Origin of the sequence: Maribacter aquivivus (assembly GCF_900142175.1) — a bacterium.
GTDB lineage: Bacteria > Bacteroidota > Bacteroidia > Flavobacteriales > Flavobacteriaceae > Maribacter > Maribacter aquivivus.
The window spans coordinates 47,012-70,582 of the sequence record NZ_FQZX01000004.1 but is presented as its reverse complement, the minus strand read 5'-3'; the positions used below and the strand labels follow the sequence as shown (position 1 = coordinate 70,582).

Below are 23,571 nucleotides of genomic sequence, written 5' to 3'. Positions count from 1 at the left end.
GTAGCTTTAATAATGAATGTATTTGTAATAGGTATCGGTTTAATAGGAGGTTCTTTAGCGAAAGACATAAAGTCGGCAGTGGACAATGTTACTGTTTATGGTATAGAATCTAATGAAGCAAATTTAGCTGAGGCATTGTCTTTGGGTATAATCGATAAGACGGCAACCTATCAAGATTTACAATTAGCAGACATGGTCATTGTAAGTATACCTGTTGATGTTATGGTTACAGAGCTTCCGGTAATATTAGATGCTGTTCATGAAGACTGTGTAGTTTTTGATGTAGGATCAACCAAATCTTTGATCTGTAAGGTTTTAGAAAATCATCCTAAGAGAAGAAACTTTTTAGCATGCCATCCCATTGCAGGAACAGAATTTTCAGGTCCGTCTGCAGCAATAAATAATTTGTTCAAAGACAAAACGAATATTATTTGCGAAGTAGAATTAACTGCATTTAAGCTACAAGAAAGCGCTTTGAAAGTTTTTCAAGCAGTTGGTATGAGAATACGATATATGAACCCTGTGGCTCATGATAAGCACATTGCTTACGTTTCTCATTTATCTCACATAAGTTCATTTATGTTGGGTAAAACAGTGATTGAAAAAGAGAAGAACGAGCGTGATATTTTTGATATGGCGGGTAGTGGATTTGAAAGTACAGTGCGTTTGGCAAAAAGTTCGCCAGCCATGTGGACACCAATTTTTAAACAGAATAAAGAGAATGTAGTCGAGACATTAGAAGAGTACATTCAAAATCTTACGGCATTTAAAGAAATGTTACAGAAAGATGATTACGAGGGCATTTATAATGAAATGAACAATACGAATAAGATTAAAGGAATATTAAAAAGAAATACCGTTAAACAAGAAATAGAATAAGTAAAAATGGAAAATTCAAAACAAATGAGAACATGGTTGGATGATTTACACCTAGACCATCCACTAGTAATAGCAGGGCCATGTAGTGCGGAAACAGAGGAACAAGTGTTAGGTATAGCACATTCTCTTAAAGATACCGATGTAAATTATTACAGAGCAGGTATTTGGAAACCTCGTACTCGCCCAGGAAATTTTGAAGGTGTAGGCGCTTTAGGTCTTAAATGGCTTCAAAAGGTAAAGGCTGAAACAGGTATGAAAACTGCAACAGAGGTTGCAAACCGTGCGCATGTTGAGTTAGCATTAGAACATGATATTGATTTATTATGGATCGGTGCAAGATCAACTGTTAGTCCGTTTATCATGCAAGAATTGGCAGATGCCTTAAAAGGTACAGATAAGATTGTATTAGTGAAGAATCCGGTAAATCCAGATTTGGCTTTATGGTTAGGTGGTATCGAAAGATTGCATACTGCAGGCATAAAGAAATTAGGCGCAATACACAGAGGGTTCTCAACGTATGAGAAAACAAAGTATAGAAATATACCAGAGTGGCAAATGGCGATTGATTTTAAAAATAAATTTCCAGATTTACCATTGATCAATGATCCATCGCATATTACAGGTAAGCGTGATATGATTTTTGATGTATCGCAAACAGCTTTAGATTTGAATTTTGACGGATTGATGATTGAAACTCACCATGATCCAGATAACGCATGGAGTGATGCTGCACAACAAGTTACCCCAGATAAATTAGTACAGATCATGAGAGATCTTAAAATTAGAAAAGAAAGTGATCCAGAAGCAGAGTACAATTCTCAATTAAGTAACCTAAGAGCTCAGATTGATGTTATTGACAATCAAATAATAGAGACATTAGGTAAAAGAATGAAAGTATCTGACGGTATTGGAGCACTTAAAAAGCAAAAAAACGTTGCGGTTCTTCAGTCTAACAGATGGAATCAAATTCTAGGTGCAATGATTTTAGAAGGGGAAAGTAAAGGACTAAGTGAAGAGTTTGTTCTTCGAATGTTCAAAGCAATTCACCAAGAGTCTATCAATCACCAAGAGAAGATAGTAAACGCTTAAGATTAGCTTAACGTTATAAAAATAAAACATCCGTATTATGCGGATGTTTTTTTTATGTCTAATTTTTAGTTAGTAAGAAAAATAGTACGTTTTTGCAATATCCTTAATTGTGTGTCGTTAGGCATGTATAGAACCAATTTAACCAAACCTAGAGTATGAAGAAAGTAGTATTATTTGCCATTATGTTCGTTGCTTCACTATCAGTAAAAGCACAATCCTATATTGGCTATTTAACCGATAATTATAGTGGGGTAAACGGAGTCATTTCCAACCCCGCGAATATTGCAGATTCCCGTTTTAAAACAGACATCAATTTAGTTGGTGTAAGTGGTTTTCTTGCCAATGACTATGTTGGCGTAGGATATTCAGATTTAATATCGAGTGATTTTGAGTATGATGATGACGCTATATTATCGCTTTCAGACAATAACAATTTTTCGGGTAATGTAGATGTGTTAGGTCCGTCATTTATGTTTAACGTAGGTAGAACATCATCTATAGCCGTTTTTACAAGGGCAAGAAGTTTTGTTACCGGTAATGAATTTAACGGCGAAAGTATTGATGACCTAGATGATAGTATTGATGAAAGTCAAGACTTCTTGGTAGATGAAGGAGATTTCTTTGCAGCTGGTCACGGTTGGGCAGAAGTAGGTATTACTTACGCTCAAGAATTAATGAACAAAGAAGAGCACTTTTTAAAAGGTGGTCTTTCGTTAAAATATTTAAAAGGATTTGGTAACGCGTATGTTGCCGGTAGAAATGTAACTATAGATTATGATGCAGATGGGGCAACATTGCCAAATAGCTCTACTATTGGAACATTGGAATCTACGGGCGATTTAATCTATGGTCGTGCAGATGATTATGATGATGACAACTATGACTATGAAGTGCCAGATGCAAACGGATTCGGATTAGATTTAGGTTTCGTTTATGAGTGGAGACCGGACTATAAAGATTATGAGGTTACGGGTGCTGATGGTGAGAAAACCGTAATGAAAGACAAAAACAAGTACAAGCTTAAATTTGGCTTGTCACTTACAGATGTTGGGTCGGTTAATTATAAGGGTAGTTTAATGGATACTTACAATATCAACAATACTATTACCCAAGATGATTATGATAATATTGAAGATTCTGATGATTTACAGAACTTGTATACGTTTACTCAGGCAACAGAAGATATGAAAGCGGGTTTACCAACTGCACTTCATTTTAACGCAGATTGGAATATTAAGAATAATTTTTATTTAAACTTTAATACCGATTTGTCAATGCGTTCTGCGGGTGAAAATAATCTAAGAACAGCAAATGTATTTTCATTGACCCCTCGTTTTGAAAGTAAGTGGTTTAGTTTCTATTTGCCGGTAAGTAGCTATCAGTATAGTGGCTTGCAAGTAGGTGCAGGTTTACGTGCCGGACCATTATATATTGGTTCAGGGTCATTGATTTCTACATTCACAAAAAATGAAATTCAAGGTGCAGATATATATGCAGGTTTAAAAGTGCCTGTTTATTATGGTCAGCCTAAGGATTCTGATGGTGATGGTATACCAAATAAAGAAGACGGTTGTCCTAAAAAAGCAGGTCCAATTGAAAACAACGGTTGCCCTTGGGGAGATATTGATGGTGATACTGTAATGGATAATGAAGATAAATGTCCAGAAGAAGCAGGACCAGTAGAAAACAACGGATGCCCATGGGTAGATACTGATGGTGATACAATAATGGACAATGAAGATCAATGTCCAGATGAGGCAGGTCCAGTAGAGAATAATGGTTGTCCTTGGGCAGATTCTGATGGAGATTCTGTACTTGATAAAGATGATGAATGCCCTAATGAAATGGGTACGGTTGCAAATAAAGGTTGTCCAGAGCCGGTAGTTACCGCTGAGGTTCAAAAGTCATTGAACGAGTATGCAAAAACAATTTTGTTTACGACAGGTAAATCTACGCTTAAAGATGAATCTACACCTGTTTTAGTTGATATTATTAGTATTTTGAATGAATACCCAAATGCTAATTTCACCATTGAAGGTCATACAGATAGTGTGGGTTCTGAAGCAACTAATCAACAATTATCAGAGAAAAGAGCTAAGGCAGTATTACAATTCTTAATAGATGGTGGTGTCTCTCCTTCTAGATTAACATCTGTAGGTTATGGAGAAAGTAAACCAATTGCTACCAATATGTATAAAGATGGTAGACAAAAAAATAGACGTGTTGAAATTAACTTAGCGCAATAGTCTTAAATAGATAAATAAAAAAAGCCCGGTACAAACCGGGCTTTTTTTATAAAGTATGTTATGTTCTATTGAACAGAGAAATCAAAAACCGATTGGTTTTCTCTACCTTGAGGTACTTGACCTTGATAGATAAAGCAATACTCACCTGGCTCTAAAGCATCTGGAGTTACTTTGAATTTGTGACCTTCAATTTCTTCAATGGCAAAATTAAGTGCGTATTTAGGGTCAATACCAGTACTACTAGTAATCCAACTACTTTTTCCTGTAATTACCTCTCTAAGATTCTTTTTCTCTTTTACGGTAAGTTTTACCAAAACAAACTCATTTGGGTTACTTGCCATTCTAAACCACCAGTTAAAGATACCTGTATCGCCACCTTGGTTGTTTTGCATGTTATCAACTTGAGTTACACTTGGGTCAAAGATGAAAGTAAACTCAGGTTGACTTTGACGAATAACGTTGTTAGATTGTGTTTTTGGTAATTGTGCTTTTTTCTTAGCGTTGATTAAACCAGAAACCAATTTCTGTGCAACTTGGTTAGAATTAGAACCAGAGAATACACTTGGTTGTACTAATTTATCTTCACCACTAGCATCAGTATAATAAATACCCGTTTTAGACATGGTGTTTTGCTTAGACTTGTCCATAATTAAAGACAATACTTCAGAAGAAACACCTGCATTTTTCATTTGTCCAAGAGCTGTGATAGAGGCGTCGAACTTAACGTCAGAAGTATTTATCTTATCGATGATCATGTAGTCGTCAAAACCAAGTTCAACCATTTGTACTACAGATTCGTTAGTGATAGTTTCTTGGGCAGCCCCAAAAGTGAATACTGATAATGTCAGCATCAGCAATGATTTTTGAATGAATTTCATTTTCGTGTATTTGGTTATTATTTAATGTTATAGTTCTAATTTCAAATTTATGTTAATTTTTATATTTAAAGCAGTTACTTTGTATAAAAGGAAGGTATTTTGGATAAATGGTAGGAATTGTTTATAAATCTACGGGAAGTTGGTACACTGTTAAGGCAGGTAATGGTGATTTCTATGAATGTAGAATAAAAGGAAAATTTAGAATAAAGGGTATAAAAAGTACAAATCCTGTTGCGGTTGGTGACTATGTACGTTTTGAAACTGAGACTACTGGCGATGATACCTTTGGTATTATTAACGAAATCGAGAAACGTAAAAATTACATCATTCGTAAGTCTGTTAATCTATCTAAGCAGACCCATATAATAGCAGCCAATTTAGATCAAGTATTTTTATTGGTAACATTGAACAATCCACCAACCTATCCAGTTTTTATAGATCGATTTTTAATTACGGCCGAGGCATACGAAATTCCTGCAGTATTATTATTCAATAAAATAGATACTTATTCACCTGAAGAGTTAGATGAAATCAAATTTTTGGCAGCATTATATCGTAATATCGGTTATACATGTTTAGGCATCTCGGCTGCAACAGGTAAAAATGTTGATAAAGTCAAAGAAATGATGTTAGGTAAGACCTCTATGTTTTCTGGTCATTCTGGGGTAGGTAAATCGACATTGGTAAATGCTATAGAGCCTAATTTAGATATAAAGACAAAACAGATTTCTCAGCAGCATGCACAAGGTCAGCACACAACCACATTTGCAGAAATGTACGATTTAAGCTTTGATGCCCGTATTATAGATACACCCGGTATAAAAGGATTTGGTATCGTTGATATGGAAAAAGAAGAAATAGGGAACTATTTTCCAGAGTTCTTTAAGCTGAAACAAGAATGCAAGTTTAATAATTGTATTCATGTAGACGAGCCTAAATGTGCTGTAAAAGACGCTTTAGAAACTGGCGATATTGCATGGAGTAGATATAACAGTTATTTACAGATGATAAAAGGCGAAGACGAGAATTATAGGGTAGATATACATGACGAGAAAAAATGAGAGCAGTAATACAGCGCGTTTCCAAAGCTAGTGTAACGGTTGATGGCAAACAGTTATGCGCCATTGAACAAGGTGTTTTAATACTTGTCGGCATAGAAAATGAAGATACACAAGACGATATAGATTGGCTAACAAATAAAATAGTCAACCTTCGTATTTTTAATGACGACGAAGGAGTAATGAATATGTCACTTTTAGCTACAAAAGGCGATGCAATTGTGGTTAGTCAATTTACGCTACACGCAAGTACTAAAAAAGGAAATCGCCCATCTTATATAAAAGCTGCACGACCAGAAGTAGCTATTCCACTATACGAAGCTTTTATTGCTACCATGGAATCTAAAATGGATAAGAAAGTTGGTACAGGTATATTTGGGGCAGATATGAAGGTAGAATTGTTGAATGATGGGCCGGTGACTATACTTATTGACACAAAAAATAAAGATTAATGAACATCGAAAACGCACAATTAGAAGTAGATAACTGGATCAAGGAACATGGCGTTCGTTATTTTAACGAGCTTACCAATATGGCACAGTTGACAGAAGAAGTAGGGGAGGTCGCTAGAATTATTGCTAGACGCTACGGTGAACAGAGTGAAAAGGAGTCTGATAAGAATAAAGATTTAGGCGAAGAGCTGGCAGATGTAATGTTTGTAGTATTATGTTTGGCGAACCAGACAGGTATTGATTTACAACAAGCTTTTGATAAAAAGTTAGATTTGAAAACAAAGCGTGATCATGACCGTCATCACAACAATAAAAAGTTGAAATAGGCGTATATTTGGCGTTCTATTTTTAAAACCATACGCTTTGAAACTTCACCTAACTGGTCCGTCAAATCATCAATTAAAAGATACCATAACTATAACAGGTTCTAAAAGTGAATCTAACCGTAGTTTATTATTGGCTGCATTATTTCCAGATATTAAAATTGAGAATATTTCAAATTCTGATGATGCCCAGGTTATGGCAAAAGGCTTAAAAATTTCAGAGGGTACGGTAGATATTCATCATGCTGGTACGGCAATGCGCTTTTTAACGGGATATTTTTCTTCTCAAGAAGGTAAGGATGTAATTCTTACCGGATCTAAAAGAATGACAGAAAGACCTATTAAAATTCTTGTAGAAGCTTTAAGGACATTAGGGGCAGAAATCTCTTATGTGCAAGATGAAGGGTATCCACCTATAAAAATTAAAGGGCAACGTATCGTAAAAGATAAAGTAAGTTTGCCCGCAAATGTCAGTAGTCAGTACATTTCTTCATTATTGTTAATAGCACCAAGTTTAGATAACGGACTAGAATTAGAGCTGGTAGGTAAAATTACTTCGGTACCTTATATTAAAATGACTTTGGCTTTGCTTGAAGAAATTGGTGTAGAAACCTCTTTTGAAGGTAATATGATTAAAGTTTCGCCGAAAGCAAAAGTAGTACCTACGACATTAGTTGTGGAGTCTGACTGGAGTTCAGCATCTTATTTTTATGGTATTTGTGCACTTGCGGCACCAGGTACTGAAATTACTTTATCTGCATATAAAAAGAAAAGCCTTCAAGGTGATAGTGTGCTTGCCGATATTTATACGGCATTCGGAGTTGAAACTACCTTTGGTGAAAATAAAGTCACATTAAGAAAGACCGATAAAAAAGTATTGGCCGCCAATGAATTTGATTTAGCCAATGCACCAGATATTGCACAAACAATTGCAGTTACTTGTTTCGGATTAGGGGTTGGTTGTCATTTAATTGGTTTACACACCCTAAAAATTAAAGAAACGGATCGTTTAGAAGCTTTACATACAGAGCTTTCTAAATTGGGGGCAAATATTTCTGTAACAGATAAAACACTTACTATAGTGCCAACGTCAGAAATTAACGCAGATGTAGCTATAGATACTTATAACGATCATAGAATGGCAATGGCTTTTGCACCGTTGGCAATGAAAACTACTCTTTTTGTGAATGATGCAGAGGTGGTTTCTAAATCATATCCTGATTTTTGGAATGACCTAAAACAACTAGATTTCAGCATAAAAGAATTATAATTAACGTTTTACTTGACAAGGCCTATCTGCAGATTGTATATTTGCAGCCGCAATTTGCTACAATAAATATAACAGCTACATGAAATTATCAAATTTTAGTTTTGAGCTTCCAGACGAATTATTGGCGGAGCATCCATCTGAAAATAGAGATGAGTCTAAATTAATGGTTATCCATAGAGAGACCGGAAAAATTGAACACAAGATGTTCAAAGACATGATCGACTATTTTGATGAAGGTGATGTTATGGTTCTTAATAACACTAAAGTTTTTCCTGCTCGTTTATACGGTAACAAGGAGAAAACTGGTGCGCGTATTGAGGTTTTTCTTTTACGTGAGTTGAATGAAGAGCAACGTCTATGGGATGTTCTTGTGGATCCAGCACGTAAAATTCGTATTGGTAACAAGTTATATTTTGGTGACGATGAAACGTTGGTAGCTGAGGTTATTGATAACACTACTTCTAGAGGTAGAACATTACGTTTTTTATATGATGGTGCTTACGTAGATTTCAGAAGAAAACTAAGAGAGCTAGGTGAAACGCCGTTACCTAAGTATATTAAAAGAGATGTTGAGCCAGAAGATGAAGGTCGTTACCAGACTATTTATGCAAAGCATGAAGGCGCAGTTGCTGCCCCTACTGCTGGTCTTCACTTCTCTAAACACTTATTAAAGCGTTTAGAAATTAAAGGTGTTGATTTTGCTGAATTAACTTTACATGTTGGGTTAGGTACTTTTAACCCAGTAGAAGTTGAAGATCTTTCTAAGCATAAAATGGATAGCGAAGAGCTATTTATTGATGAGAAAGCTACAGATATTGTAAATAATGCTAAGAGAGAAAAGCGTCGTATTTGTGCAGTAGGTACTACAGCAATGAGAGGTTTAGAAAGTGCTGTTTCATCTAAGCATATGTTAAATACGTATGAAGGTTGGACGAATAAGTTCATTTTCCCTCCATATGATTTTAGTATTGCGAATGCAATGATTACTAATTTCCATTTACCAAAATCTACATTATTGATGATGGTATCTGCATTTATGGGTCATGATTTAATGAACAAAGCATATAAAGAAGCAATATTGGAAAACTATAAGTTCTATTCTTATGGTGATGCCATGTTGATTATATAAGTTCAAAAAATATCCTTTCTAAAAAGGAAAAAATAATAAAATCCCGCTTTATCACATATTGAGAAAGCGGGATTTTTATCACTAGTAATACCTACCTTTAAAAAGATGGAAGAAATAAAGAAAAAAGATATTCGGGCACTAACGCGAGAGCAGCTTAGAGAATTCTTTGTTTCTAACGGTGACAAAGCTTTTCGTGGTAACCAGGTGTATGAATGGTTATGGCAAAAAGCAGCTTATTCTTTTGATGTGATGACGAATCTATCAAAAGAAACTAGAGAAATGCTAGAAGCTAATTTTGTAATCAACCATATTAAGGTGGATCTTATGCAGCGTAGTAGTGATGGTACTATTAAAAATGCCGTTCGCTTGCATGACGATTTAATTGTAGAATCGGTATTGATTCCAACTAAATCAAGAACTACTGCCTGTGTATCTAGTCAGGTAGGTTGTAGTTTAGACTGTAGGTTCTGTGCAACGTCTCGTTTAAAACGTATGCGAAATCTGAATCCTGATGAAATTTACGATCAAGTAGTTGCTATAGACAATGAAAGTCGCTTGTATTTTGAAAGACCATTGAGCAATATTGTTTTTATGGGGATGGGAGAACCTTTAATGAATTATAACAATGTCTTGAAGGCAATTGATAAGATTACTTCTCCTGACGGATTGGGGATGTCTCCAAAGCGAATTACAGTTTCAACTTCTGGTGTGCCTAAGTTAATTAAGAAAATGGCAGATGATGAAGTGAAATTTAAATTGGCTGTTTCGTTACATTCCGCAATAGATGAAATCAGAACTTCAATTATGCCGTTTAATGCCAAGTTTACTTTAAGCGATTTGCGAGAGTCCTTAGTGTATTGGTATGAGAAAACAAGAAGTAGAATTACTTACGAATATGTAGTTTGGGACGGAATAAACGACGCTCAAAAAGATGTTGATGCCTTGGTAGAATTCTGCCGTTTCGCGCCCTCTAAAGTAAATTTAATAGAATATAACCCAATTGATGATGGCGAGTTCAAACAAGCCTCTAACGCAGCCATAGATCGCTACGTTAATACATTAGAAAAGAATAATATTGTAGTAACCGTTCGTCGTTCTAGAGGAAAGGATATTGATGCCGCATGTGGTCAGTTGGCGAATAAGTCTTAAGGGAAGTACAAAGTATTAAGTACGAAGTCCAAAATCAGTAATACTAGGTTGCAAAAGAGAGAATATAGTATTCAGTAAAACGAATTACTAGAGCAAATACTAACGTAATATCTTAGTACTTTATACTTAATACTAAAAAACGCGAAGCGTTAAAGCCAAAAGCCAAAAGCCAAAAGCCAAAAGCCAAAAGCCAAAAGCCAAAAGCCAAAAGCCAAAAGCCAAAAGCCAAAAGCCAAAATTCATTTTTGAGCTTGTTTTTTGTATTTGTATTTGAACTTGAGTTTTGAACTTGAACTTATTTTTTCCAACAACCAACAACCAACAACCAACAACCAACAACCAATCCCTTTAATCCATTATCTCCTTGCTGAGTACTGTTAACTGCTTGCTTTTGACTAATTTTGCCGTTCTAATAAAGAGCAACTGAAAATAGTAGCACAAATAAAGGAACCTGTCTATCAGGAAATGGAGCTGTTTGAATCTAAGTTTAGAGATTCAATGACCTCTAAGGTTGCGCTACTCAATAGAATTACCCATTACATCGTAAATCGCAAGGGAAAACAAATGCGCCCTATGTTCGTTTTTCTAACAGCCAAATTGTTGAATGACGGTGAGGTGAACGAGCGTACTTATCGTGGTGCTTCGGTTATAGAATTGATACATACGGCAACATTGGTTCATGATGATGTTGTTGATGAAAGCAATAAACGCAGGGGGTTCTTCTCTATAAATGCCCTTTGGAAAAATAAGATTGCCGTTTTGGTTGGCGATTATTTGCTGTCTAAAGGTCTTTTATTATCCATAGATAACGAAGATTTCGATTTACTTAAAATTATCTCTGTTGCCGTTCGCGAAATGAGCGAAGGCGAATTATTACAGATAGAAAAAGCAAGGCGTTTAGATATTACCGAAGATGTCTATTACGATATTATCAGGCAAAAAACGGCAACGTTGATTGCGGCATGCTGTTCGCTTGGTGCTTGTTCTGTAAAGCCAGAAAGCGCAGATGTAGAAACCTTCAGGAAATTTGGAGAACTATGCGGAATGGCATTTCAGATCAAAGATGACCTTTTTGATTATGGCGGACAGAAAATAGGAAAGCCAACCGGTATAGATATTAAAGAGCAAAAAATGACGTTGCCATTAATATATGCACTAAATCACTGTACCAAAAAAGAGAAAAGTTGGACTATTAATTCTATCAAAAACCACAATAAGGATAAAAAACGCGTCAAAGAAGTCATTGCCTTTGTAAAAGATAAGGGCGGATTGGATTATGCGGTAACTAAAATGTTACAGTATAGAGATGAGGCATTAGAACTGTTAAGTACGTATCCTGATTCTGAGTATAAAAGTGCTCTAGAATTGATGGTAAATTACGTGGTAGATCGTAAAAAGTAAATTCGTAAAAAAATATTCTTCATTTTATTAATTTTAAATAACTGTATTTCAGCGGTTTAAAAATTAATTTTAATTTTTGTTTATCTTCAGGCAACTATAGCTACTTCTTCTGCGTCTATGCTAATAGAAGACCAAACCAATATTTTGAAAATTATACCTTTTTATAAAAACGAGAAGCAGCTCATTAAAAAAGCAACATCGGGTAACCGCGATGCGCAAGAGCGTTTGTATAAAAAACATGCTCCAAAAATGTTGAGTGTCTGCCGTCAGTATATAAAGGATATTCATTTTGCGGAGGATGTAATGGTACAGGGTTTTCTGAAAATGTTCAATAAGCTAGATACATTTAAGTTCGAAGGTAGTTTTGAAGGATGGTTAAGGCGAATCATGATACGGGAAAGTATCTCTTATTTAAGAAAGCAGCAGTTTGTGGTGTACGATGATGAGGTGTACGAAAAGAATCAAACTGAAGAAATATCGCAAAGTACCGATTTGGATACCGAGCATATTCAACAATTGATAGATGCTTTACCTCAAGGCTATAAAATGGTGTTTGTACTGTATACCGTAGAAGGGTATAAGCATAAAGAAATCGCAGAAATGCTTTCGATAACCGAAAGCACTTCAAAAACACAGTTATTAAAAGCCCGAAAATTGCTTCAAGACCAATTAAGGCAACAAAATATTATAGGGTATGGAAACCGATAAATTTGAAAAACATATAAAAGCCAAGTTGCAAGAGCGGGAGATTAATCCGTCAGAAAATGCTTGGTCAAAAATTTCATCAGAGTTAAAAAATGATAAAATAAAAAAGAAACCAGTGTATTTATGGTTGGGCGTTGCCGCTAGCATTGTAGTGTTGTTAGGTGTAGCTTTATTTTATTTTAATGGTACAAATGAGTTGAATGAATCATCAATAGAGTTGGTAGATACCGAAAACGAAAATAAGGTTGAAGAAGTAATCACTAAAAATCCAAATAAGGTTATAGAAGAACAAGTGGTTGTTGTGCAAACAGAAACAAAAAGGAAGAATATAGCTGTAGAAGAGGTAGAAATTGATATGCCAAATGAAAAAGAGAGTATCATTTTAGATGATGCTATTAAAGTAGCGGTTGTAGAGCATGTATCTGCAGACCAATCTACTTCTAAATTAGAGGTGTCAGATGAAATTATAAATTCTAAAGTGGCAGATATAGTGGCTCAAATAGATGTTTTAGAGCAGTATAGTACGGTTACAGATGCAGAAGTAGATTCGTTGTTAAAACGAGCACAAGACGAAATTTTAAGAGAACGAATATTTAATAAAGATAATACTGTCGATGCAATGGCTTTGTTGACAGAGGTTGAAGAAGAACTTGATCAATCTTTCAGAGACCAAATTTTTAATTCTTTAAAAGCCGGTTTTATAAAAGTGCGAACTGCAGTGGCAGACCGCAATAATTAATCAAACACAAATCGTTTTATCCTAAATCTCTATAAAATGCTATGGGGACAGGGAACGGAGTTTTATTCATCAAAAAATCAAAATCGAAATGAGAACAATTACAATGTATTTAGTAGTGTTACTGACCCTGTTTATGGTGCAAAATTCAGTAGCGCAAGAAGATTACCAAAAAAAAGTGGATATTTTAAAAGAGCAAAAGCTAAGCGTAACTAGACAGGAAAAAGAAGCTTTGAAATTTGAGATAGCAGCTATTGCTAAAAAGTTAGCTAATGCTGAAATCACACAAGAAGAGGCTGATAATTTAAAAATGGAAGCGGCTGAAAAGCGAGCTCTGAATATAGAGGATAGAATAGCCATAATTAATAACAGAATAGCTTTGTTAGAACGTAATAATGGAGTGGTGAAAGAATTGGATACCTTGAATTATAAATTTGCTTTTCAAATCGGTTTTGGCGATGATGACGGTGACGATGCAAAACTTTTTGGAATTCGACTAAATGAAAATCCGAATAGAAGAGAGCCAATTTATGACAGAAGAACATATTCAGATTTGGTTCTTGCAGTAGGTCTCAATAATGCTATTGTAGACGGGCAATCTTTAAATGATTCACCGTATAAAATAGGAGGTAGTAGATTTTTTGAAATGGGATGGCAATGGCGTACCCGAGTATTTAAAAATACGAATTTCTTAAGATTCAATTACGGATTCTCATTTCAGTTTAACGGATTAAAACCTAAGGATAATCAGTATTTAGTGTCGCTGGATAATGGGCAATCAGAACTTCAGGAGTTCGATTATGAGCTAGATAAGTCGAAATTTAGAATGGATAACCTAGTTTTTCCTATGCATTTTGAGTTTGGACCATCAAAACTGAGTACAAGCGAAAAAAAGATGAGGTATTCTTTAAAGAATCAATTTAGAGTAGGGGTAGGAGGTTATGGCGGATTTAATATAGGCACACGCCAAAAATTGAAATACAACCTTGACGGTGATAATGTAAAAGACAAACTAAAACGTAGTTATAATACCAATGATTTAATTTACGGTTTAAGTGCTTATGCAGGTGTTGACGGTTTTTTATTATATGTGAAATATGATTTGAACCCTATATTTAAAGATGCCCTTGTAGAGCAGCACAACATTTCACTAGGTCTCCGTTTCGACCTTTAAAAAAATATTCATCAATCAAATTAGCTGTGGTGCCGTGCGTAAAAACCGGTTACTACAGCTAATTCATTGTTTTAGATAATTCTTGATTCATCTCTTCGGTAAACTCAGTCTCATAATAACCACGTTTACAGTGGCTACATTCTATCGTAGTCGTACTAGATATTTTAAAAAGCTTGATCCAAAAGATATGAAAATAGTTCTTTTGGGTAATAGCTGTTAAAGTTCCGCGTTGCTGGCAATACGGACATGTACTGTTAAAAAGCTTTTTAGTTTCTGGCTTTCCTGATCTAGTGCCAAAGAATAGAATCATTATTACTATTTTTGATAGTTCTAATTTACACAAAATTATTTTCCTCCTTCAGAGGGATTAAGGTCGAAATATGATTTCAAAAATTACCATAGATAAAGTATATGAAACCGCTCGACTAGAAGAGGTTATTGGTGATTTTGTACAGCTAAAAAAATCAGGGTCCAACTTTAAAGGACTTAGCCCTTTTTCTGATGAGCGATCACCAAGTTTTATGGTATCGCCGGTAAAGCAGATTTGGAAAGATTTTAGTAGTGGTAAAGGTGGTAATGTGGTTGCTTTTTTAATGGAGCATGAGCATTTTACGTATCCTGAGGCTATAAAATACTTAGCAAAGAAATATAATGTTGAAGTAGAGGAAACCGAACAATCTAACGAACAAAAAGAACAAGCTAGCGAACGTGAGAGCATGTACTTGGTGTCAGAATTTGCCCAAACGCATTTTAAAGAAATGTTGTGGGAATCAGAGTTGGGTAAAGCAATAGGGCTTAGTTATTTTAAGGAGCGTGGCTTTACTGATGAAATCATCAAGAAATTTGAGTTAGGATATTGCCTAGATCAATGGGACGGATTTACAACTGCAGCTTTAGATAAAGGATATAAACTAGAATACCTTTCAAAAACAGGATTAACCATAGTTAAAGAAGATTCTAATAACCCAAATGGGTCTAGAAAATTTGACAGGTTCAAAGGTAGGGTGATGTTTCCTATCCACTCTTTAAGTGGTCGTGTATTGGGTTTTGGTGGTCGTATTTTAACGAACGATAAAAAGGCGGCCAAGTATCTGAATTCTCCTGAAAGTGACATCTACCATAAGAGTAAGGTGTTGTACGGTATTTACCATGCAAAGCAATCTATTGCTAAAGAAGATAATTGTTATTTGGTAGAAGGGTATACGGATGTTATTCAATTTGTACAACGCGGTATTGATAACGTGGTATCTTCTAGTGGTACGGCTTTGACGCCAGAACAGATTAGGTTAATAAATAGATTGACCAAAAATATCACGGTATTATTTGATGGTGATGCGGCAGGTTTACGAGCATCGCTTCGTGGTATAGATCTTATTTTGGAACAAGGTATGAATGTGCGCGTTTGTACATTTCCAGAGGGTGAAGATCCAGACAGTTTTGCCAAGAATAATGAGTTAGAAGATGTCATGACCTATCTTAATGACAACTCTAAAGATTTTATTCAGTTTAAGGCGTCGCTTCTGGTAAAAGAGGCAGATAACGATCCCATAAAGAGAGCAGATACAGTTAGGGATATCGTGAACAGTATTGCTAAGATTCCCGATCGCATACAGCAAGAGATATATATTCAAGAGTGTGCGCAGATCATGAACATATCTGAAGCAGTTTTGTATAATACCCTTGCTCAGATAGGTAAGAAAGAAGAAAAGAATATACAAGCAACACAAAAGGAGGAGCAGAAAGCTTTTGATGTTGTTCGTAATACAGATCAGGAAAAAGAAGAAAAAGTTGATGTACAGTATTTGCTAGAGCGAAAAATTATTGAATCGCTTATGCTGTATGGTAATCTCAAAGAGCAGTTTGAAGATTTGGTATTAAAGGAAAATGATGCCGGAGATTTGGTGTTGGAGCCAGAGTTATCTGAAATTAAGGTATACGAGAAAATCTATTTGGATCTGCAAGAAGATGAAATAGAATTGGCCAATGAAGATTTCCGTAAAATGTACGCTAGATTGATTGAAGCCTTAAATGAAAAAGAGGAGTTTTCGATCACCAATTTTGTTAATGGTTTAGAGCAAGAAATGGCAAACCAGATATCTTCTATTTTAATGGAAGAGGAACGGTATAAGTTAGATGACTGGGAGCGTAAAGAAATTTTTCCAAAGAGTAAAGAAATAGGTGTTGCGCAGTTGGTAAGTGAGACGATACTGACATTACGTTGTTTTTTAATTAAAAAAAGAATGACAACATTGCAAAACACTACTCAAGATTCTGCTACAGATCATAGAGAAGTTCTTGAAGAGATTATGAATTACATTCAGTTGAATAAATTGCTAAATAAAAAATTAAATAGGGTATTGTCTTGATTTTTAGAAAGTATCATAAATAAAAAAGACCCGCAAAGCAGGTCTTTTTATATTTTATTCAGTTGTAAGAATTTAGTACAATTCTAAGGCTTTTGCCTGTTGTAATAAATCTACCATATTATCTACATTTAATTTTTTCATTAAACGAGCTTTATAGGTACTAACTGTTTTTTCATTTAGGTTCAAACCTAATGCAACTTCTTTGTTACGTTTACCACTAGCTAAAAGTTTTAATACTTCTATTTCTCTAGTAGATAGTTTTCTAAAGAACCTTCTTGGTTTTTTAGTTCCTTCATCGAAAGCAAGACGCTGTGCAAGTTCGTTTGTAATAAACATGCTACCTTCACTTACTTTAGTTACTGCTGCAGTAATGTATTCTACACCAGAAGATTTCGATAAATACCCGAATGCACCAGCTCTAATGGCACTTAAGGCGTAAACATCTTCAGATTGACCGCTGTACATAAGGACTTTTACGTCCGCGTAATCTTTTTTAATTCTTCGTAATGCCGCTATTCCATTTACATCAGGAATATCCATTTCTAGCATGACTACATCGGGGGTTGTGTCTTTAAGTTTTTCAAAAAGTTCTTCGGTAGTAGCTACCTCATCGATCAGTTCAAATCCCTCAGCGGATTCTAGAACCTTCCTAACTCCCATTCTTATGATAGGGTGGTTATCCGCTATTAAAACTTTGATCATTAATTGTTTTTTTTATATAGATTTTGGAACCTTTTTGTCTGAAAAGACTACATGCAATGTAAGGCTTAAAATTCTAAATTAGAAGTCAAAGTTGCATTATTTTATTAGTAACGTATAATTTCAGACTTTATTTTCGATTTAATACCTTGATTCTTAGATGAGTTGTTATTTTAACTGTTTTGGAATCTCACAAACAGGTATTGGTAACATTTTATGTTGGTTCATTGTATTCAGTCTCATGAATATAGTAAAGACCTCTTTCTTTCTACCTTCAAAGTCATTAATTGTTTTACCCTCGTCCTTCATGTCCATTGCCCATTCTAGCTCAGGGTAAGAAGCACCTATTTGATCTTCATCTGTTCTGTCATCGCCCCACAATCCATCAGTTGGTGCAGCACCTATTATCTCTTCGTTAATGCCTAAAACCTTTGCAATGGCATAAACTTCGGTTTTCATTAAATCAGCTATCGGACTCAAATCTACGCCGCCATCTCCGTATTTGGTGTAAAAGCCAACTCCAAAATCCTCCACCTTATTACCGGTTCCGGCTACAAGGTAGCGTTCTAGAGCAGCAAAATAATAAAGACTGGTCATGCGTAAACGTGCACGTGTATTTGCTAAAGACATAAATCTGTCCTCTTCATTGTCAACAGTAGGTAAGGCAGCTACCAAACTATCGAACACGGGTGTAAGGTTTACCGGTTGTCTTTTTACATTCTTAAAATTCTCTTGTAACCATTCAATATGTCGAGATGCTCGGTCACTTTGATTCTCGGCTTGGTGAATTGGCATTTCTAAACAAAGAAGGTCTAAACCTGTCTTTGCACATAGGGTTGAAGTGACTGCAGAATCTATTCCGCCAGATATACCAATGACAAAACCTTTCTGTTTTGCATTTGTAGCATAATCCTTTAACCAATTAACAATGTGCTCAATTACCTTTTCCGTTTGCATACCGCTCTAATTATTTAGTAAAATCAATTAACTTTGCCATAAAAATAAGTTGAACACTGTGAATAATAAAATGTATTGTAAAATACTTACCAAGGTCAAACCTATTTTTATACTATTATCAGTTTTTTTCATTCTTTCTAGCTGTAATGATAGTGATAAGGTCGCCGAAGAGATTGCTGCTATACCGATAGACCTTAAAATTTCGCGATTTGATCGTGAGTTTGCCGCTTCTGGCGAGAAGGGGTTACCGGCATTGCGTAAAACGTATCCGTACTTGTTTCCGGCACCAGATAGTGTTTGGATTGCCAAGATGGAGGATTCTCTACAAATAGAATTGTTTCAAGAGGTGGGTAATGCCTTTCGTAGTTTTGAAGTTGAAGAAGAAGGACTGGTACAATTATTCAAACACATCAAATATTATTTCCCAGAATACAAGGTCCCAAAAGTACTTACGGTAACTAATGATGTTGATTACAATAATAGGATTATCCTAACCGATAGTTTGTTATTTATCAGTCTTGATAATTACTTAGGATCTGAGCATAAATATTATGGCGGCTTTCAACGTTACATAGCACACTCTTTAGATCGTAATTTTTTAGTGAGTGATGTCGCTAGTTCATTTGCTAAGCAAGTTGTGCCAAAACCTAGAGACCGTACATATCTTGCGCGAATGGTTTATTTTGGAAAAGAATTATACCTTAAGGATAAATTGATGCCAGAAGCGGGCGATGATAAAAAAATAGGATATTCACAAGAGGAAATGGATTGGGCAGTTGCCAATGAAGAGCCTATGTGGAGAAATTTTATTGAAAACGAATATTTATATAGTACCGATAATAAATTGAATCAGCGATTTTTAGAACCAGCTCCGTTTTCTAAATTCGGATTAGAATTGGACAACGAATCGCCGGGGAGACTAGGTCGTTACGTGGGTTGGCAAATTGTGCGTGCCTTTATGAATAATAATGACGTAAGCATTAAGCAACTAATGACAATGCCTGCGGAAGAAATATTTAAGAAATCAAATTACAAACCGAGAAATTAGATGGCAGATTTACATACTTCAGAAATTACACTGCGCGTAGGATTAGATGAAAATAGAATTCCGGAAACATTAAACTGGTCTGCACAAGACGGTGGTATTGAAAACGAGGAAGCAAAAGCAATGCTTTTATCTGTTTGGGATAGTAAAAATCAAGAGTCGTTAAAAATTGACCTGTGGACAAAAGATATGCCTGTAGATGAGATGAAAACATTTTTTCATCAGACATTGGTTTCTTTGACCGATACCTTTTTGAAGGCAACACAAGATGATAAAATGACGGCTACCATGAAAGATTTCTGTGATTACTTTGCAGAAAACCTAAATCTTAAAGAAAAAGATTAAGCTGTTTTAAGTTTCTTTTTTCCTTTCGTTTTTTTAATCCAGTAGATAATATAGGCAGTTCCTATAACGGATGGTGTAATCCATGCCCAAAGTGTATCTTGGTGCATACCTGCAACTATAAATGCGGTAACCGAGGCTATGAGGGCACCTAACATTCTACTAAGATGATTTATGAGCCAAAGCTTCCTGTTTTCTAATGTGCTTTTAAATAGTTTGTAATCTCCGTAAGGTAGAAATAGACCTATTATTCCAAAGAACAGATAAAGAATGCTGTGAGAATAACCGTTAATAAGTCCGTTGATGCCAAACCCAATCATTAATAAAGCCGAAAAAGCCATGCTACCCGAAACCAATTTATCGGTCAAATTTGCTTTTGTTTTTTTTATTGATTTAAATGTGAGCGCTCTATTACCCGCCAGCACCATATAAATAGTAAAAATGCCTATTAAGAATAAAAAGGTATTTATGTGGTTGGGCATTCGCGCAATTACCAAAGAAATCGCAGAACTAATAATCATAGACCACGAAAACCATTTACCAAGACGCTTGTGGTTTAACCTTCCTTTTTTTACAACAATACTAGCAATACCAGTAATTAGCCCCACACCACCAAAAAAGGCATGAATATAAATGAAGATTTCAATGATGTTTTCCATGGTTGGTTGGTTTTATGTTATTCAAAGATGGAGTAATCATAATTATGAAACTAAACAATATAACCGAATTGTAGGTTTTGGATGCTGAGTTGTTAGGGGAAGTTTTAAGTACGAGGTACGAGGTACGAAATACAAAGTCTTAAGTAAAAAGTATACGTCATTGCGAGGAGCATTTAGAGACGTAGCAATCTGTGGCATTAATATAATCAATGTCAGTTCGAGTAGTTTTATGATGTAGTAGAGCTGAGTCATAAAATTGTATCGAGAACGGGTATGGAACACGCAGAGGTTCTCGATACAAATTTTCTCATCCTTCAAAAATTCACTCGAACTGACATTTCGTTTTACTTATAGTAAAGAGTACTAAGTATTAAATAAAAAGTATACGTCATTGCGAGGAGCATTCCGCGACGTGGCAATCTGTGGCATTAATATAATCAATGTCACTTCGAGTGGTTTTATGATGAAGCATAGCGGAGACATAAAATTGTGTCGAGAACAGGTATGGAACATGCAAAGGTTCTCGATACAAATTTTCTCATGCTTCAAAAATTCACTCGAACTGACATTTCGTTTTGCTATAGTAAAGAGTACTAAGTAAAAAGTACGTAATACCAATTTTAAATGACCAATTAAAGAAATCAAGAGTTAGCTCGAACGGCTTAATACTTTGTACTTAATACTTAATACAAAAAACGCGAAGCGTGCAATCAACCAACAACTACTTCCTATTCTTCTTCGGCTTACACGTCATACAAAAATCAGAAAGTGCATTGATTTCATTTATCACTTTGTTGTGTTCTTTTTGAAGTAACTCGGCATCTTTACCAAAATCTGTAGCTTTAAAAACTTGGGCACTTACAGTGTTCATCTCTTCTTGTAGCTCATTGAAAATAGGCTGAAATAAACTAGAATCGCTAAAAGCTCCTTTTTCCTCGTATATTTTCTTGCGTATTTTTCTGGAGTATAGTTCTACCAAATCAAAATCATACCTTCCGAATTGTAGCAGCTGATTTGCAGTCAATGAATCTGGAGCAACCAAAACAGCCAGGTTCTTTTGAAAAATGGCTTTTACCTTACTATTAAAGTTTTTGGTGAACATGAAGGAGACTGAATTCATATTGAAGCCGAAATCAATTTTAGCGCCAGAATAAATAGAATAAGAGGTAAGGGCAGCATTAATTTCCGATTCTGACGATTGGTAGTCGCTCAGTTGTAACTCGTAATCGGGAGTCCATACCATCGGTTCTTGTGCAAAAATATTGGCTGATGTAAATGCTATGACTAGTATTAAAAAGATGTTCTTCAAATGAGTCAATGTTAAATTAGTTTAGATGTGAGTTATAATGTAGAAGTTAAGGTACACATTTCAATTATTTAGATTCAAGCTTTATCAAATCATTAACTAAAAAATAAATAAGGAAATGATATTAGGGCGTTATGGGCCATATGTAAACCTATAGCCAAAAGGATATTATATTTTAATCTGGCATAACTAAAAACAACACCGCCTAAAACATGGGAAAATGCTATTAGCGGAATATAAACTACTATAGTAGAATTTAAATCATAGTTAGCAATATGTAAAATTGAAAAGCTAATGATTAAAAGATAGAAGATAATTAAACGATGATTTTTCCAATAGTTCGTTAGAGAAATTATAATTTTTGGGCTAAGAGTAAAGGTCAAAAATGTCGCTATCGCTAGTGCTGATACTAATGCTATATATACACTAAAGTCAAGAACAATTTTTAAAAGGGCGTAGATTATACCAGAAATCATAACGATAAAATTTCTTTTAGAAAATTTAAGTCCTAATCTAAAAGTAAGTTCTTCTAAAATTGGTGCGACGATAGCAAGAATGCTAAACTTTAAGAAACCGGAATACGAATCAAAATCTTGAGTTTCACTTGGTAAAGGAATATCAATGCCATCTATAGAATTTAGCCCCAATGAAATGCCCAAATAAAAAAGTTTTAAAAGAAATATTAGACCTAACAGTTTAAAGAAAATTCTGATCTGATCTTTTAATAATAGTTTATCACCCTCAATATATCCAGTTTTTAGAAGCGTTCCAATATCCTTTAATATTTTCATAAACACAATATGATGACAGTTTTTGACCTACAACTGAAATTCCGTTTGGTTAGTGCCGGTATCAAAAATATTTGGATAATGCTCACGTGCATTCCGTTCCATAAATTCCATAGGTACATCTTCAAAATGACCGTAGTCTTCCAGGTACTCCATAAACTGTGTTCCGTCTGTACTGAATTCTTGTAATACGGCATCATTTTCTCCATCAAAATCTAAAGGAGCAACATTAAGCATTTCGCATAACGATGCATTGAATGTAGGAGAGAGCTTCAGCCACTTGTCATTTATAAAAGCATCTACCATACCATGGGGAGTAAGCTCGTTAGAGCCGAATTTCTCTATTAATCGTTCTACGCCAATATGGTTTTTAACTTTCGCTAAGTGAATTCTAGCAGGTATACCTAGGGCACGAAGTCCTGCAATTAAGATGATGGACTTATCTATACAATGACCTTTTGGTCGTTTTGCAATTTCACTAGCTCGGTATTTCTCTTTATTGAAACTTAGGCTATATGGATCGTATCGCCATGCATCACGCACTTTGTTATATAGCGCAATAGAAATTTCTTTCTCAGAAAGTGTCGTGTTTTTGAATTCAGAAACCAGGTCTTGAATCTCGTCACTTTCATAATCAAAAAAATAAGTAGGTGATAGGAAATCCATAGTATTGAAAATTAGCGAATTATTTCATGTTCAATTTACGAAATAGATTTGGCATACTCACTTAGGTAATGGCAGACATGTCAATATAAATTCTGTATTAAGAAAAGAGTATAAAGTAGTAAGTATGAATTCTGAAGTATGAGGTACAAGGTTGGAATAAAGAAAATAGACTTCTTTTGATTTCAAGTATTTAGCTATGCTAAATTTTTATTAGTAAAAGCCAAAAGCCAAAAGCCAAAAGCCAAAAGCCAAAA

The 23,571-nt window shown here is 35.1% G+C and carries 24 protein-coding genes; 16 read left to right on the top strand and 8 right to left on the bottom strand.

All coding sequences use genetic code 11. The annotated features are described in order from the left end of the window. Positions 1–12 precede the first annotated feature (12 nt). The 3 genes from BUC31_RS18430 (at position 13) to BUC31_RS18420 (ending at position 4,214) form a co-directional block, all read left to right on the top strand. Entirely contained in the window at positions 13–879 is an 867-nt protein-coding gene (locus BUC31_RS18430) for a prephenate dehydrogenase (protein ID WP_073247040.1), read from the top strand. Between the two features lie 6 nt (positions 880–885). Continuing rightward, on the top strand, positions 886–1,968 hold the full coding sequence (locus BUC31_RS18425; RefSeq protein ID WP_073247038.1) for a bifunctional 3-deoxy-7-phosphoheptulonate synthase/chorismate mutase type II: 1,083 nt from the start codon (positions 886–888) through the stop codon (positions 1,966–1,968). A 155-nt stretch (positions 1,969–2,123) separates the two neighbouring features. Beyond that, positions 2,124–4,214, top strand: a complete 2,091-nt coding sequence (locus tag BUC31_RS18420; protein WP_073247036.1) for a DUF5723 family protein — start codon at positions 2,124–2,126, stop codon at positions 4,212–4,214. Between the two features lie 65 nt (positions 4,215–4,279). On the opposite strand, the gene BUC31_RS18415 is transcribed toward BUC31_RS18420, so the two are convergent. Beyond that, on the bottom strand, positions 4,280–5,092 hold the full coding sequence (locus tag BUC31_RS18415) for a hypothetical protein (protein ID WP_073247034.1): 813 nt from the start codon (positions 5,090–5,092) through the stop codon (positions 4,280–4,282). Between the two features lie 107 nt (positions 5,093–5,199). Here BUC31_RS18415 and rsgA point away from each other — a divergent pair, with 107 nt between their 5' ends. The 10 genes from rsgA (at position 5,200) to BUC31_RS18365 (ending at position 14,489) form a co-directional block, all read left to right on the top strand. Next, complete coding sequence (gene rsgA, locus BUC31_RS18410) at positions 5,200–6,153, top strand: ribosome small subunit-dependent GTPase A (protein ID WP_073247032.1); 954 nt, start codon at positions 5,200–5,202, stop codon at positions 6,151–6,153. Further along, a complete protein-coding gene (gene dtd, locus BUC31_RS18405) occupies positions 6,150–6,602 on the top strand; it encodes a D-aminoacyl-tRNA deacylase (RefSeq protein ID WP_073247030.1) in 453 nt (150 codons plus the stop codon). The genes rsgA and dtd overlap by 4 nt, the downstream gene beginning before the upstream one ends. Then, the gene (locus BUC31_RS18400; protein ID WP_073247028.1) at positions 6,602–6,928 is read left to right on the top strand and encodes a nucleotide pyrophosphohydrolase; all 327 of its coding nucleotides are present in this window, start codon (positions 6,602–6,604) and stop codon (positions 6,926–6,928) included. The genes dtd and BUC31_RS18400 overlap by 1 nt, the downstream gene beginning before the upstream one ends. Positions 6,929–6,965: 37 nt before the next feature. Further along, positions 6,966–8,195, top strand: coding sequence for a 3-phosphoshikimate 1-carboxyvinyltransferase (locus BUC31_RS18395; RefSeq protein WP_073247026.1), 1,230 nt, complete (start codon positions 6,966–6,968; stop codon positions 8,193–8,195). Between the two features lie 79 nt (positions 8,196–8,274). After that, positions 8,275–9,324, top strand: a complete 1,050-nt coding sequence (gene queA / locus BUC31_RS18390) for a tRNA preQ1(34) S-adenosylmethionine ribosyltransferase-isomerase QueA (protein WP_073247024.1) — start codon at positions 8,275–8,277, stop codon at positions 9,322–9,324. Positions 9,325–9,429: 105 nt separating this feature from the next. Further along, the gene (gene rlmN, locus BUC31_RS18385; protein ID WP_073247022.1) at positions 9,430–10,473 is read left to right on the top strand and encodes a dual-specificity RNA methyltransferase RlmN; all 1,044 of its coding nucleotides are present in this window, start codon (positions 9,430–9,432) and stop codon (positions 10,471–10,473) included. A 423-nt stretch (positions 10,474–10,896) separates the two neighbouring features. After that, positions 10,897–11,874 (top strand): polyprenyl synthetase family protein, encoded by a 978-nt coding sequence (locus BUC31_RS18380; protein ID WP_073247021.1) that lies wholly within the window; start codon positions 10,897–10,899, stop codon positions 11,872–11,874. Between the two features lie 144 nt (positions 11,875–12,018). Then, positions 12,019–12,582 (top strand): RNA polymerase sigma factor, encoded by a 564-nt coding sequence (locus BUC31_RS18375; protein WP_073247184.1) that lies wholly within the window; start codon positions 12,019–12,021, stop codon positions 12,580–12,582. Next, the gene (locus tag BUC31_RS18370; RefSeq protein ID WP_073247019.1) at positions 12,569–13,318 is read left to right on the top strand and encodes a hypothetical protein; all 750 of its coding nucleotides are present in this window, start codon (positions 12,569–12,571) and stop codon (positions 13,316–13,318) included. Before BUC31_RS18375 ends, BUC31_RS18370 begins: the two co-directional genes overlap by 14 nt. A gap of 88 nt (positions 13,319–13,406) precedes the next feature. After that, positions 13,407–14,489 carry a hypothetical protein gene (locus BUC31_RS18365; RefSeq protein ID WP_073247017.1) on the top strand — a complete coding sequence of 361 codons (1,083 nt, stop codon included), beginning with the start codon at positions 13,407–13,409 and terminating at the stop codon, positions 14,487–14,489. Between the two features lie 58 nt (positions 14,490–14,547). Here BUC31_RS18365 and BUC31_RS18360 read toward each other — a convergent pair whose 3' ends face one another. After that, on the bottom strand, positions 14,548–14,799 hold the full coding sequence (locus BUC31_RS18360) for a zinc-ribbon domain-containing protein (RefSeq protein WP_073247015.1): 252 nt from the start codon (positions 14,797–14,799) through the stop codon (positions 14,548–14,550). A gap of 70 nt (positions 14,800–14,869) precedes the next feature. Between BUC31_RS18360 and dnaG the strand changes: the two genes are divergently transcribed. Continuing rightward, positions 14,870–16,855: a DNA primase gene (gene dnaG / locus BUC31_RS18355; protein ID WP_073247013.1), complete on the top strand. Its 1,986-nt coding sequence runs from the start codon at positions 14,870–14,872 to the stop codon at positions 16,853–16,855. Positions 16,856–16,927: 72 nt separating this feature from the next. On the opposite strand, the gene BUC31_RS18350 is transcribed toward dnaG, so the two are convergent. Then, positions 16,928–17,557, bottom strand: coding sequence for a response regulator (locus BUC31_RS18350; protein WP_073247012.1), 630 nt, complete (start codon positions 17,555–17,557; stop codon positions 16,928–16,930). 165 nt (positions 17,558–17,722) lie between these two features. Continuing rightward, a complete protein-coding gene (gene nadE / locus BUC31_RS18345) occupies positions 17,723–18,511 on the bottom strand; it encodes an NAD(+) synthase (protein WP_073247010.1) in 789 nt (262 codons plus the stop codon). A 70-nt stretch (positions 18,512–18,581) separates the two neighbouring features. Between nadE and gldB the strand changes: the two genes are divergently transcribed. Beyond that, a complete protein-coding gene (gldB, locus tag BUC31_RS18340) occupies positions 18,582–19,559 on the top strand; it encodes a gliding motility lipoprotein GldB (RefSeq protein ID WP_073247008.1) in 978 nt (325 codons plus the stop codon). Further along, on the top strand, positions 19,560–19,901 hold the full coding sequence (gene gldC / locus BUC31_RS18335) for a gliding motility protein GldC (RefSeq protein ID WP_073247007.1): 342 nt from the start codon (positions 19,560–19,562) through the stop codon (positions 19,899–19,901). It begins immediately after the preceding gene. Here gldC and BUC31_RS18330 read toward each other — a convergent pair. From BUC31_RS18330 to BUC31_RS18315, 4 genes are all read right to left on the bottom strand, one after another. After that, positions 19,898–20,557 (bottom strand): DUF2306 domain-containing protein, encoded by a 660-nt coding sequence (locus tag BUC31_RS18330; protein ID WP_073247005.1) that lies wholly within the window; start codon positions 20,555–20,557, stop codon positions 19,898–19,900. The genes gldC and BUC31_RS18330 overlap by 4 nt on opposite strands. Before the next feature lie 721 nt (positions 20,558–21,278). Beyond that, positions 21,279–21,866 (bottom strand): hypothetical protein, encoded by a 588-nt coding sequence (locus BUC31_RS18325; protein WP_139252033.1) that lies wholly within the window; start codon positions 21,864–21,866, stop codon positions 21,279–21,281. Positions 21,867–21,958: 92 nt separating this feature from the next. Next, complete coding sequence (locus tag BUC31_RS18320; RefSeq protein WP_073247001.1) at positions 21,959–22,654, bottom strand: CPBP family glutamic-type intramembrane protease; 696 nt, start codon at positions 22,652–22,654, stop codon at positions 21,959–21,961. 27 nt (positions 22,655–22,681) lie between these two features. Then, positions 22,682–23,317 (bottom strand): transglutaminase-like domain-containing protein, encoded by a 636-nt coding sequence (locus BUC31_RS18315; protein ID WP_073247000.1) that lies wholly within the window; start codon positions 23,315–23,317, stop codon positions 22,682–22,684. Positions 23,318–23,571 lie beyond the last annotated feature (254 nt).